Origin of the sequence: Sabulibacter ruber (assembly GCF_017355955.1) — a bacterium.
Classification (GTDB): Bacteria; Bacteroidota; Bacteroidia; order Cytophagales; family Hymenobacteraceae; genus Nibribacter; species Nibribacter ruber_A.
On record NZ_JAFFID010000004.1, the window covers coordinates 327,169 to 340,450 of the forward strand.

Here is a 13,282-nt window from a genome sequence, read left to right on the forward strand (position 1 = left end):
GATCACAATACCCTAAACCTTACAGCGGCTGCCCCTGAAGCAGAATGCGTTTGGTGAAGACACCATCCTGGGTCTGGATCTGGCAAAGGTAAAGGCCGGAAGGAAGGGCGGTGACTGGTTGCACTTCAACGGTCGTTTTCTCTGACGGGTGAAAAGAAACCAGTAACGGCAGCTCCTGACCGCCTGTGTTAAACAGTTTTACGGCTTTTACCTTTAAACCTGCAGGATACGCAATAAGGAACTTCTGCGGAGCCGGGTTAGGATAGAAGCTTATTTGCTGGGCCAGCAGCTCGTCTCGGGTGCTGTTGATCACACCGGCTACGGTGGCGATGTTAGAGAAATCAGAGGAGCCGGTGGCGTTATAGGCTTGTATTTTGTAGAAACTCTCGCGGGTACCGGCTGCATCAGTAAAAGTCCTGGTGTTGGCAGAGAGTGAGGCAATCTGGGTATACTCCCCATGGCTCTGGCTTGCCTTGTACACGTTAAATCCTTGCTCATTGGCGGCATTGTCTTGCCAGTCTATTTTAACGCCAGAAGCCGCCAAGGAGGCGGCTACGTGTGAGGCTCTGTTGGGGGAGGCCGGTAGGGCCGGCAAAATCCTGAGGTCGTCTAGCCAGACAGAGTCCTGGCCCGGACTGCCAAACAGCCCGTAATTCATCAATACCCTTATTTTCTCAATGTTGGTCTGGTCTACCTGGCCGGTGCCGGTGCCAAACTGGGGCTGGTAGTTGAAATAATAGGTGTAAAACTCGCCGTCATCAATCAAAGGGGAAAGGCTAAAAACCTGATTGCCGCCGGTAACTTTACCGGCGGCATCAATTAAGTCTAGCCGTAACACAACCGTTCGGCTTTTGTTTTTGGTTTTCACAGAGGCGGCCAGCACCGGATACCCCGTCATGTCCAGGGGGCTTTCCAGTTCATAGACCACGTTGGGTAAGTTAGCAGGGGCTGTCACGTTGTACTTGATTCTGAGCGCATCCTGGTGGTGGCTCATCTCAAACGTTCCGCCCGAAGGAGTAAGCCGAGTGCCAGGAAACGGCGTGAAACCCTCAATCAGGAAGGAGCTGCCGTTGGGCACCATTTTGGTTTTCACGTCCATGGTCTTGGTGTAGGTCTGGCCGTTGTGCTGCATCTCCACTTTCACTTTCCCTGATTTATTTCCCCAGTTGATCACCACTTCCGGCGAGTTTTGTCCGCTCACAAGGGTGGCTCCGGAAGGCAAGGTCCAGGTGTAGGTAGCGTTGGCCAAGCGGCTGGCTTTGAACGTGAGGTTCTGCGCCGATGGCCGTACCACCGCTGGGCCGGTCAGGGTCAGGCCCTTGAACTGCTGGTACACCCGTACATAGTCTACCTCCATGCGGGTGCTGGTGAGGTTAGGGTCAATCCCGTTTTTCAGGCCGCCGGTTTCAAGGGTAGGCTCGCTGCCCATGTTTCCGCCCACCGCAATGTTCATGATGATGAAGAAATCATCGTTCAAAGGCCAGGTGCTGGCGTTCTTCACGGAAGGAGCATAGGTGTAGTAAAGCTTGTTGTCTACAAAGAACTTAATTTCGTTCTCGGTCCATTCCGCGGCGTACACGTGGAACGCGGTGGTGGCATCGGGCACGGGCGTGAAGCCCACGTGCTGGGTGTTGCCGTGGCTGGAAGGCGTGTGCATGGCACACTGCACAATGCCGGGTTTTTTATCTACGTATTCCATCACGTCAATCTCGCCACAGGCGGGCCAGCCTTTTGTTGTAATGCTCTCGCCTAGCATCCAGAGGGCTGGCCAGGTACCCACGCCCGGAGCCAGTTTGGCCCGGTATTCTATGCGGCCGTGCGTGAAGCTGAACTTGCCCTGGGTTTTCACCCGGGCCGAGGTCCAGCTGCCGTTCTGTTTCTTGGCTTCAATGATAAGATTGCCAGCAGACCGGCGCACGTTGTCCAGTTTGTTTGTGTAAGATTGCAGCTCGCGGTTGCCCCAGCCGTTGTCGCCGTTGCCCAGGTCAAAGCCCCACCAGGTTGAGTTGATCGCGCCTTCACCCTCAAATTCGTCGCTCCAGACCAGTTCATTGAACGTGTTGGTCTGAGCCACTGCCTGAAACCCTAAGGTGAGACAGAGGAGAAGTGTCAGATAGTAAAGTTTCTGCATTTTCAGGAAGATTCAGGAAAAGTAGCCCCAAAACGAGGCGTCTTGGGGCTACTTCGATGTGAAACATTAAGGCATCAGACGGAAGTCGTCTATGTAGAAGATGCCCGGGTTGTAGTGCGCCTCGCCGCCAATCTGCACCACTATCTTGTCAAAGTCGGTGCGCGCGCTTACGCTGCTGAAGTCAAACGTGAGCTCTACCCACTGGTCTGTTTGCGTTACCTTCTGGATAACCTCGGCCTGGGTAGTCCAGGCGTTTCCGCCCAACAAGGAGTTCTGCAGTTTCACAGAAACCTGTTTCTGCAGGGTTTTCACCGGAGACCAGTCCTCGGCCCCGCCCATGGCCGCGTAGTCGTTGAAGGATGGCATGAACACCTTCAGCTTGATCACGTTGCGGGTGGTTAGGTCAATGCGGTAGCCCAGGTCAATGAACACGTTGGCAAACGCATCGGCCTGGCCGGCTGGTTTGGTGTAACGGGCTACTTTGTCTGAGGTGTTGATGCCTATCTGTGCTGGGTTGTCAAAGCTTTCCAGGAACAGGGCACGGTCTTTAGACCAGGTGAAGTTGCCCTCTTCGTCAAAATTGTCAGTCAGGTTGGCAGACTTGTAGGGCTTCTCAACTACCGGCGGAGTGTAGCCTTTAGGCACCAGCACGTAGTTACGTACGCCACCGCCACCGCAGCACACTTTTCTGATGTGCAGTCTGTTTTCAGACAGCTCCATTACCTCGTACACGCCTTCATTGTCGTCCCAGGCAATGGTTTCGCTGTTGCTTACAGAAAGCATCACTTTGCCATCTTCTTCATACAGGTTCCAGGTACTGGCTACCGGAGTGGCAGGTTGGGGAACGCATTGGTTTTCAACGCCATTGTTGATGCCCCACATGGCGCCTTTGCTCTTGTTCTCAAATTTGAAACCTGCCAGAGAGAAGGTGTACTCATCATCTTTGAAACAATCGTTCTGCTCAGCCAAGGTCTGGCTCCACCAGTTGTTGCCGCCGTTGGCAGGCTCCCCACCAAAGTTCACAGGACCTACCGGGCTGAACACCCAGGTTTTGCCTTCCAGCTGGTTTGCCCCGCCGGTCAGGAAGTTGTAGTCCTCGCGGTTGAGCATGGTAGGGTTGGTTTGCGCAATAGTGATGGTTTGCGAGTTAGTGGCAGACCCTCCAGCCGTGTAGATGGTAAGTTTCACGGTGTAGTTGCCCTGTAACGGGAACGCGCCGTCTACCTCGGTACCCTCGGCTTTGGTTCCGTTCCCGAAATCCCAAAGCGCTTTAAACCCGGGAGCCGTGCTCTTGAAATGCACAATGTTAGGGTTGTTGGCATCATAGGTATAGGTAAAGGTTACCTGTTCTGCAGTAGGCGGCAGGCCTAACTCCGGATCTTCTAGTTCGCAGCCAATCCAGACAAAGGAGGCCAAAAACAGGAGCGTTATATAATGGATGTATTTTTTCATGGTCATGTTCAATTAGAAACTTAGAATTAATAACCGGGATTTGGCTTAAGCAACCCTGCCGAAAGGTCTATCTCACTCTGCGGAATTGGTAAGAAGCCTCTTCTGGCGGTGTTAAACTGGATGTTGAAGTCACTGGTAACACCCTCATAGTTTTCTGGCAGGGTGTTTCTGTTTACCGTGATGGCCATGTTGGCTGCGGCAGTTCCCTGGCGCAGCAGGTCCCAATAGCGGTGACCTTCCAGGGCCAGCTCTACCCGGCGTTCTCTGAAGATGTTGTCCAGGGTGGCAGGAACCGGATCAAGACCAACGCGCGCTCTTACTCTGGTTAGTGGAGCCTGGGCATCGCCGGTACCGGTCATCAGCATTAATTCAGAGGCCATCAATAATACATCTGAGAAGCGGATAGCGCGGTAGTTGTTGCCCCAGTTCAGTTCAAGCTGACCGGCCGAAGGTGCATACTCTTTAGAGGTAGTGTACTTCTGGCTGAAATATCCGGTGTGCTGGTAACCGATGTTCAGGTTGTCTTTTCCGCCTACCAGTTCTGTCTCGGCCAGGATGGTAGCATCGCGGCGCGGATCATCGTCTTCAAAGGCATCGTACAGCTCCTGGGTAGGAGTTCCGGTGCTCCAGCCGGCCAGGTAATTCTCTATGGCCGTGTTCTTGATTCTTGGCCCTTGTTGCTGCGGTTGCATGTTGCCTTCTCCGCCCTGCACATAACCCCAGTCAAACCACGGGTTTTCATCTGAGTAAGAGATTTCCCACACAGATTCAATGCTGAATTCATTGGCTCTGGTGAAGTTGTCTGCATAGTTAGGCAGCAGGTCATGGCCACTAGAGGTAATAATGTCGTTCAGGTGCTGCAAAACCACTGGGGCGGTAATGGCAGTACTGCCCGCTTGCAGATCCTGGTTGTAAACTCCTTTGTGGAACAGGTACGCTTTAGCTAATAAAGCCTTGGCAGCCCATCTGGTGGCCCGGCCCATGCTGGTGCGAAGGTTAGACGCAGGCAGATCAGGCATGGCTTCCATTAAGTCTAAAGCAATCTGGTCATACACTGCTTTGGGAGTGGCCTGGGGCTGGTTGTACTCACTTGGCGCAAGCGGATCCAAGATCAATGGCACATTCTCAAACAAACGTACTGCGTCAAGGTAGAAGTGAGCTCTCAGGAACTTAGCCTCGGCAATGGTTCTTCTCTTGAAATCTTCTGAGGCATTGATGTCCTGCATGCGGCTCAGGAGGGTATTTGCCCGGGCTATGCCAATGAAGTGTTTCCGCCAGAGCCCATACACCTCTCCGTTGGTGGTTAGGATCTGGTGACGGTCCATTTGAAGCAAGTTGGGTTCTGAACTAGGCTGCCCCGCAGAGTACGCGTCATCAGACAGAATATCCGTTACCATGGGGGTAGGGTGGAAGCCGCTTACCGTATTCCACTGCAACACGTCATATACCCCAATTAGCGCCTCGGTGGCATCTGCCTCGGTTCTATAGAAGTTGTCTTCTGTTCTGGTGTCTTTAGGATTTAAATCAAGGAAATCATCGCAACTGGTGGCAGTTCCCAACAGGAGGCCGGTCAGTAGAAGCGTGGAAGTCTTTTTAACTATATTTTTCATTTTTGAAATCTTTAGAAAGTGGCGTTAACTCCAAGTCTGAACGTTTTAGACTGCGGATATACCCCGCGGTCAAACCCAATGTCTAAGCTGCCTCTGGCTCCAATTTCAGGGTCAAATCCAGAGTAATCTGTCAAAGTGATCAGGTTGTCGGCAGAAACATAGACACGTAACTTCTGCATGCGGATCTTAGAAAGCACCCCGGCCGGAAGGCTATAGCCCAGCTGCAAAGTTTTCAGGCGTACATAGTCTCCGTCTTCAATGAACAAGTCAGAAACTCGGGTGTAGTTTCCGTTGGTGTCGTTCCAGGTGAATCTTGGGAACTCATTGGTGCTGCCTTCGCCGGTCCAGCGGTTCAGGAATCTTGATTGCTGGTTGGCTCTCACGATGTCATAGCGGCGGGTACCATTGAAAATCTGATGGCCGAAAGCGCTGTTGAAGAAGGCGCTCATGTCAAATCCTTTGAAATCAAAGCCCAGGTTTAAACCAAGAACTGTTTTAGGAGTAGGATTCCCGATCATGGTACGGTCAGCTCCGTTCAATGCGCCATCACCGTTTACGTCTACAAAGCGAACATCACCAGGAACAGCGTTTGGCTGCAAGGTCTGGGCTTCTACTTCTCTTTGGTTCTGGAAAATACCAGCTGTTTTATAGCCGTAGAAGTATCCAATAGGTAAGCCTACTTTGCTTTGAGAGGCCAAACCGTAAGTAATGAAGTTGGCTCCGGTTAAGATGCCCTCTGCGTTGTTGATGGCAGTAACCTCGTTTTTGTTGAAGCTTCCGTTCAGGCCAACGTTATAGCCAAAGTTGCTGATGTCGCCCTGGTAGGTAACCGCAAACTCAAAGCCTGAGTTTTTCACTTCGCCGCCATTTACAAAGGGAGCGTTGTAACCGGTGTGTGCCAGGATTGGTGGTCTTACCAACAGACCTTTGGTGGTTTTAATGTAGTAATCTGCCGTTATAGACAGTGCGTTGTTGAAGAAAGCCAGATCAATACCTAAGTCGGTCTGCTCTGAGGTTTCCCACTTCAGTTCAGGGTTAGGGGCGTCTAAGGGAGCGGCACCGCTCAAATAACCAATAGAGCTGCCTCCATTGTAAAAGGTGTAACCTCTGCCAACACCAATCTGTGCGGCCCATGGGTAGTTACCACCAATTTCTTCGTTACCATTTTGTCCCCAGGATGCTCTGATTTTAGCAAGGCTGATAAGGTTGCCTTGAGGGAAGAAAGGCTCATCAGACAGAACCCAACCGGCAGAGAAAGAAGGGAAGGTGGCAAACTGGTTGTTCCGGCCAAATCTGGAAGAACCATCTCTCCGCAGAGTAGCAGTGAGCAGGTATTTGCCTTTGTAGGCATAGTTTGCTCTCCCGAAGAAGGAAAGAATGGTTCTCTCACCAAAGCCGCCGGTAGCACGGGCTGTTCCCGCTCCAACTGCCAGGTTCAGATAAGCCATGTTTGGATCTGTGGTTACCAGCCCTGTATTAGAGCCAAACAATCCCTCGCTGCGTGACTTGAGGGCCGAGGTACCCGCTGTTAAGCCAAGGCTGTGCTCCCCAAAAGTCTTGTTGTAGTTGAAATAGTTTTCTGCCTGCCAGGTGTAGTACCGGTCTGTTCCTCTAGAAACCAGAGCCGTTGCATTTTGCTGGGCCGCATTCAGGTAATAAACAGGGTTGTAGTTAGTGGAAACCACATAGGCCAAATCAATACCCAGGGTAGAACGGAAGGTAAGCCCTTCCAGAAGTTTCACCTCCGCATAAAGGTTACCTACAAACTTATCTACGTTGGTAAGGCCGTTCATGACCTGCAGACGGGCCAGAGGGTTAACCACTTCCTGTGAAACGTAGGGCGAAATGGCAAACACGTTTCCGTTACCGTCTCTTACTACCGGGTTCAGGGTGTAGGTGGTTTGGGCCAGTTTTTCAGGATCTGTCTCATAAACCGGAGTCAAGGGATCCATGTTCAGGGCATTGCTCAAAATACCACCAAACTCCTGGTTAGGGTCAAAGGATCTTCTCTTGATATGGGTATAGGACAAGTTGGTTCCAAACTTCAACCAAGTCTTCACCTGATTGTCGGCGTTCACCCGGGCAGTGTAGCGTTGGAAGTTAGATTTGTCACCTCCCACAATACCATCCTGGTCAAAATAGGAAAGGGCCGCTGAATAAGCTGATTTCTCAGTGCCGCCCGTTACGGTAATCTGGTGGTTCTGGATGGGGGCGTTTTTCTCAAAAATAGCCTCTTGCCAGTCTGTTCCTTCGCCATAAATGCTAGGATCTGCAAAAGGAGGAGCCATACCCGCATTAGCAGCGCCTTCGTTCATAATGGTGGCGTATTCGCGTGCATTGAGTAATTCAAGTCTGCGCCAAGGATTCTGCACCCCCACGTATCCGTCATAAGATACCTGCATGGTGCCGTCTCTTCTGCCTTGTTTGGTGGTGATGATCACTACCCCGTTACCGCCCCGGGCTCCGTAAATGGCCGCAGATGCCGCATCTTTTAAGACATCAATAGACTCAATGTCGCCGGGGTTCAGGTAATCAATGCCGCCCACCGGAAAACCGTCTACTATATAGATAGGGTTGGCATTACCGGTAGAGCCAATCCCCCGGATGCGCACCGTAGGAGCATCGCCCGGCTGACCAGAAACATTGGTCACCTGTACCCCAGCAACGCGGCCCTGAAGCGCCTGCTCAATTCGGGTCACGGGGGTTTGGGTAATTTCTTCTGCCGTAACGGATGAGATAGCGGTAGATACTTCTCTTCTCAGCTGGGTTCCATACCCAACTACCACTACTTCCTCCAGCGCCTGCTGGTCATCTTGCAGCGCCACATTGATGGTGGTTCTGCCATTGATAGGCTCTTCTTTGGAAAGATACCCTATATAAGAGAAAACAAGGGTGGTGCCGTTAGCGGGAGATTGAATCTGGTATCGGCCGTCTACATCGGTGGAGGCGCCGGCGGTGGTGCCTTTCACCACCACGCTCACGCCGGGGAGTGGTTCCCCGCCCCGGGCCGAGGTGACACGCCCAGTGATTGTGGTCTGGGCTAGCGCTATCCCACAGAAGAGAGACAGCAAGAGTGTTAGTAGTTTTTTCTTCATGTGTTAGGTGTGATTAATTTGTTTAGCATGTATGCTGAGATAAAAGTAGGCGGTAGGGGTGCTTTTTACCTAACCTGAGAATACATCAATACTACATCAGTTGGGTACAACCCACTACATCAGGATTACATCAGGATCGGTAAAAACCCTTAAATGAGGTACTTGTGCTGTTTTTATAAAAATAAACTCTGTAAAATTAACTTTTTCTAATTACATCATTATATTTAATCTTTAATATGATAAACTTGTATTTGTCATGCTGAAAAGAGAGGCTTTGATGAGATTGATTCTGATCTTCCTGTTGGGAGTGATAACCTCAACAAGTCAGGCGCAGCAGTACTTCTTTGGCAATCCTATTATCCGTAATTTCAAACCAGAGGAGTTTAAGGGAGGCATCCAGAGCTGGGCCATTGTGCAAGACGACCGGGAGCTGCTTTACATAGCCAACAACTTTGGTTTAGTAGAATTTGACGGGGCCACCTGGAGCCTGTATTCCCCTAAAAGAGGAACCAAAGTGCGGTCTGTATATGTGGGCGGAGATGATAGAATTTATGTAGGGAGTCAGGCAGATTTTGGGTACTTCCAGCCAGACAAGCAAGGTATTCTGCAGTATTTCTCCCTGGCCGACAGCCTACCCCTGAAGTACCGCAACTTTGACGAGGTGTGGCGCATTTATGAGCAAAACGGGCGTATCTACTTCTTTACTTTTAAGAATATCTATGCCTACGTGCCGGGCAAACCTCTTCAGGTAATCGCTCCTAAAGACCCTTTGGAGTTCTCTTTTCAGGTGAACAAAGAGATTTACTCGCTGGTCTGGGGGAAAGGCCTTTCCTTGTTGGAGAACAACAGGCTGCGTCTGCTGCCGGGAGGTGAGTTCTTCGCCAACCGCCAGATTGCTTCCATACTCCCGTATGATGAAAACAACCTTCTGGTTTTCACCATCAGAGACGGGGTGTATCTCTATGACCGGCACACGGTAACCCCGTTCCAGTTGCCCGCAAATCCTTTGTACAGTGGCCTGATCATCAACCAGGCGGTTCTGTTGAGGGACGGCAATTTTGCCCTTGCTACCCAAAACAAGGGCTTGGTGGTGATGGATAACAAGGGGAGGCCCTTGCTGAACACTACCCGGCAGGAAGGCCTGCTGGATAATACCGTGCATTCTATTTACCAGGATACCCAGGATAATCTATGGCTGGGCATGAACAACGGGATTTCCATGGTAGAACTGAGCTCGCCGTTCAGCCGGTTAGATGGCACCGCAGGGCTATCCGGCACCGGTTATGCCGCCCTGCAGAAAGGCAACGCCTTGTATTTGGGTACTAACAGCGGCCTCTTCGTTTCCGGGCTATCTTCCCCAAAAAAGAGCTTTTCCCTGGTGCCAAACAGTACGGGACAGGTTTATAACCTCAATCAGATAGGAAGCCATACTTTGCTGGGGCACCATAACGGTCCGTACGTGATCCAAAACGGGCAGGCGAACCTCATTGCGCCGGAGAGTGGGGCCTGGGAATTTGTGCCTGTTCCTAACCAACCGAGTAAAGTGATCATGGGTACCTATAAAGGCATTATTCTGCTTTCTGCCACAGAAAAAGGCTTTTCTTACCTGAAGAAATATAAAGGCCTGGAGGAGTCTTCCAGGGTGCTGGAGTTTGACAAAAACGGCGAGCTCTGGATGGCCCACGGCTACAAAGGCATCTTCCGGGTCAGGTTTGACCAGAATTATGAGAACATAGTCTCCGTGAAATTCTATAACTCCAGGCACGGGCTGCCCTCAGATCAGTTGGTGAACATGGAGAAAATAAGGAATGAGCTGATTTTCCCCGCCCTGTACGGCGTGTACCGGTTTGATCCGGCCCAGGACAGATTTATAAAGGACAAGCAGTACTCAGACTTGTTTGCCCCCACTGAGCACATCATTGAGATGGAAGAAGATGTGCAGGGAAACATCTATTTCATCTCAGACCAGCGGGTAGGAAGAATCACGTTTGATAAGTTTGGAAAGCCCACCATGGAAGACCGGCTTTTCCAGAACCTGAGAGAGCAGTTGAACGATGACCTCAGCTTTATTCAGGTGCTGGACATGAACAACGTTTTGTTTGGGGCCAAAGAAGGGTTCATTCACTACAACGCGGCTAAAACCAAGCACATGGTGCCGTTCCATACCCGTTTGGCCCGGGTGTTAACCATTTCCAACGAGGCCGATTCGCTGCTTCTTTCAGGGCGCCGCCTGGATAATGCTTCCAATACAAAGTTGCCGTATGCGTTCAACTCGCTGCGGTTTGTGTATGCGTCCTCTTTTTACGAAAAACCTGAGAAAACGCAGTTCCAGTACTTCCTGAAGAACTTTGACACCCGTTGGTCTGAATGGACCACCAGAACCGAGAAAGAATACACCAACCTGCCCGAAGGGAAATATGTGTTCCTGGTAAGGGCCCGCAATATCTACGGCATGGTGAGCGAGGCCAAAGCCTTTAAGTTTGTGGTGAATCCTCCGTTCTACCGCAGTACCTGGGCCTACGCCGTGTACGCGTTGTTTGGATTGTGCCTGTTAGGGGCGGCTTTTTATCAGGTAGACAAGCGGTTTAAGTTGGAGAAACGCAAAATTCTGCTGGATAAGGAGCGGAAACTGGGGCAGAAAGAAATTGAAATCAGACAGATCACCAACCAGAGCGAACAGGAAATTGACCGCTTGCGCAACGAGAAGTTTCAGGCCGAGCTGGACCACAAAAACCGGGAGCTGACCTATTCCACCATTCACCTCATCAATAAGAATGAGCTGCTGAACAATGTGAAACTGGAACTGCAGGAGATTCTGAAGAACGGCGGGCGGACCGCTCCGCAGGAGGAACTCAAGAAGATCATCCGTAGCATTGACCAGAACATTACCAGCGAGGTGGACTGGAAACAGTTTGAGCTGCATTTCAACCACGTGCACGGAGACTTCATCCATCGGTTGCAGGAGCATTTCCCTAATCTCACTCCCCAGGAAATCAAGCTGAGCACGTACCTGCGGTTGAACCTCACCACCAAGGACATTGCCCAGTTGCTGAACATCTCGGTGCGGGGTGTGGAAATCAGCCGGTACCGGCTACGCAAAAGGCTCCACCTGGACCGCAGCGAGAACCTCACCGATTTCATGCTGAAGTTTTAGCTCAACGGGCGTTTTAAGGCTGTTTAATGAAAATCAGCCTTAAAACGCCCGGTGTTGTTTCTCTTGGTAAAGCAATAAGGTAAGTTAATTCCTGGCGCGTTGGTACTGCACCGGCCACTCTATGTCATCTCCCAGGGCTTTGGCGGCCCTAAGCGGGAAGTAAGGATCACGCAGGAATTCACGAGCTAAAAGGATCAGGTCTGCCTGGCCGCAGGAAACAATGATCTCCGCTTCTTTTGGGGTGGTGATCAGGCCCACGGCTCCGGTCATAATGCCGGTTTCTTTCTTGATTTTCTCCGCGAACCGCACCTGGTACCCAGGCGCAATGGGAATCCGGACTTTAGGCACGTTGCCGCCGGTAGAGGTGTCAATCACGTCAATACCTTTTTCTTTCAGAATCCGAGCTAGTTTTACAGAATCTTCTTCGGTCCAGCCGTCTTCTACCCAATCGGTGGCGGAGATGCGCACAAACAGCGGGTAGTCTGCGGGCCAAACTTCTTTCACGCTGTCTACCACCTCTAACAACAGCCTGATGCGGTTTTCAAAGCTTCCGCCGTAGGCATCGGTGCGGTGGTTGCTCAGCGGCGAGTAGAACTGGTGCAGGAGATACCCATGGGCCCCATGGATTTCGGCTACTTTAAAGCCAGCCTCCAGCGCCCGCACCGCTGCATCCCTGAAATCTGAGATCACCTTCTGAATGCCGGCCTCGTCCAGTTCAACCGGCGTGATGCCGCCTTCCTGGAACGGAATGGCGCTGGGCGCCACGGTGGTCCAGGCGCCTTCCTCGCCGGGATGCAGGGCAGTGCCGCCTTGCCAGGGAGACCGATGGCTGGCTTTTCTGCCGGCGTGCGACAGCTGGATGCCCGGCACCGAGCCGTTTGCCTCCAGAAAGTTGACAATCCGCTTCAATTCAGGGAGGTGCTCGTCTTTCCAGATGCCCAGATCATGTGGTGTGATGCGCCCCTCGGGCGAGACGCCGGTTGCCTCCAGAATAATCAATGCGGCTCCGCCCACCGCCCGGCTGCCCAAATGGACTAAGTGCCAGTCATTGGCAAACCCGTCCTGGCTGGAGTACTGGCACATGGGAGATACCACAATCCGGTTCTTCAACCGTATTCCTTTAATCTGAAGAGGAGTGAATAGAGTGCTCATAGGTTTATTTTCTGTTGCCAAGTTTTCATACTTCTTCTGGTGCCTAAGGGTTTGTCAAGGGTCTGTGAATACCACCCCGACTGGTGAGGCCTGAAATGAAGAATCTGTTTTAGGGTTGTTTTCTGAAAAACGATCCTAAAACAGATTCCCTGCCATAGTTCTTAAGTAAGATTAACCTACGTATTGCTCCAGTTCGCCTTTCTCAGAGGCCTTGATCACTTTCTTCAGCTCGCCGGTTTGCTTCACCTTGTACGCGGGGTTGGTGCTGTAGGTCACCAGGGTTTTCAGCGCATTCAGCTTGACGGCTTTTGCATCCTTGGCCATGCTGCGGTTCTCAATGCAGAATTTGGAGGCGCAGGCCAGGTATACTCCCAGCAGGTCAGAATTACCGCTGGAGATCTTTACCGGGGTTTCGTCAATCTGGAAAGTGAAATCCGGGGTGCCTTCCATCCATTTCAAAATAAACTGCATGGCCCGGAGGCGCTCTGGATTACTCTTGTCAAAAGGAGTGGAGACAAGGTAGTTGGCGGCTTGCAGGACGGTGCTTTCGGCTTTGGCGTAATCTTCTTTGGCCGCCAGCGAGACAGACGAGTAGTTGGGCACTTCCTGGGCAAACACGGTGAGGGTGCACACGCTTAGCACCAGCAGGAGGAAAAGTTTTTTCATTGGGGTTTGGGTTTAGTAGAGG

General features: G+C 51.5%; 7 protein-coding genes. 1 reads left to right on the top strand and 6 read right to left on the bottom strand.

Features of this window, described 5'->3' with window-relative positions:
- Positions 1–19: 19 nt before the first annotated feature.
- The 4 genes from JT719_RS19460 to JT719_RS19475 form a co-directional block, all read right to left on the bottom strand.
- A complete protein-coding gene (locus JT719_RS19460) occupies positions 20–2,131 on the bottom strand; it encodes a family 16 glycosylhydrolase (protein WP_207435399.1) in 2,112 nt (703 codons plus the stop codon).
- A 66-nt stretch (positions 2,132–2,197) separates the two neighbouring features.
- A complete protein-coding gene (locus tag JT719_RS19465; RefSeq protein WP_207435400.1) occupies positions 2,198–3,583 on the bottom strand; it encodes a PKD domain-containing protein in 1,386 nt (461 codons plus the stop codon).
- A gap of 26 nt (positions 3,584–3,609) precedes the next feature.
- Positions 3,610–5,193, bottom strand: coding sequence for a RagB/SusD family nutrient uptake outer membrane protein (locus JT719_RS19470; RefSeq protein ID WP_207435401.1), 1,584 nt, complete (start codon positions 5,191–5,193; stop codon positions 3,610–3,612).
- A gap of 11 nt (positions 5,194–5,204) precedes the next feature.
- Entirely contained in the window at positions 5,205–8,288 is a 3,084-nt protein-coding gene (locus JT719_RS19475) for a SusC/RagA family TonB-linked outer membrane protein (protein ID WP_207435402.1), read from the bottom strand.
- A 256-nt stretch (positions 8,289–8,544) separates the two neighbouring features.
- On the opposite strand from JT719_RS19475, the gene JT719_RS19480 reads away from it, so the two are divergent.
- On the top strand, positions 8,545–11,442 hold the full coding sequence (locus JT719_RS19480; protein ID WP_207435403.1) for a ligand-binding sensor domain-containing protein: 2,898 nt from the start codon (positions 8,545–8,547) through the stop codon (positions 11,440–11,442).
- An 84-nt stretch (positions 11,443–11,526) separates the two neighbouring features.
- On the opposite strand, the gene namA is transcribed toward JT719_RS19480, so the two are convergent.
- Both namA and JT719_RS19490 read right to left on the bottom strand, forming a co-directional pair.
- Positions 11,527–12,594: an NADPH dehydrogenase NamA gene (gene namA, locus JT719_RS19485; RefSeq protein WP_207435404.1), complete on the bottom strand. Its 1,068-nt coding sequence runs from the start codon at positions 12,592–12,594 to the stop codon at positions 11,527–11,529.
- Positions 12,595–12,765: 171 nt separating this feature from the next.
- The gene (locus JT719_RS19490; RefSeq protein ID WP_207435405.1) at positions 12,766–13,260 is read right to left on the bottom strand and encodes a hypothetical protein; all 495 of its coding nucleotides are present in this window, start codon (positions 13,258–13,260) and stop codon (positions 12,766–12,768) included.
- Positions 13,261–13,282 lie beyond the last annotated feature (22 nt).

Coding starts and splice junctions, on each gene's coding strand:
- JT719_RS19460 (WP_207435399.1), bottom strand. CDS start 2,131: ATGCAGAAACTTTACTATCTGACACTTCTCCTCTGTCTCACCTTAGGG.
- JT719_RS19465 (WP_207435400.1), bottom strand. CDS start 3,583: ATGAAAAAATACATCCATTATATAACGCTCCTGTTTTTGGCCTCCTTT.
- JT719_RS19470 (WP_207435401.1), bottom strand. CDS start 5,193: ATGAAAAATATAGTTAAAAAGACTTCCACGCTTCTACTGACCGGCCTC.
- JT719_RS19475 (WP_207435402.1), bottom strand. CDS start 8,288: ATGAAGAAAAAACTACTAACACTCTTGCTGTCTCTCTTCTGTGGGATA.
- JT719_RS19480 (WP_207435403.1), top strand. CDS start 8,545: ATGCTGAAAAGAGAGGCTTTGATGAGATTGATTCTGATCTTCCTGTTG.
- namA (WP_207435404.1), bottom strand. CDS start 12,594: ATGAGCACTCTATTCACTCCTCTTCAGATTAAAGGAATACGGTTGAAG.
- JT719_RS19490 (WP_207435405.1), bottom strand. CDS start 13,260: ATGAAAAAACTTTTCCTCCTGCTGGTGCTAAGCGTGTGCACCCTCACC.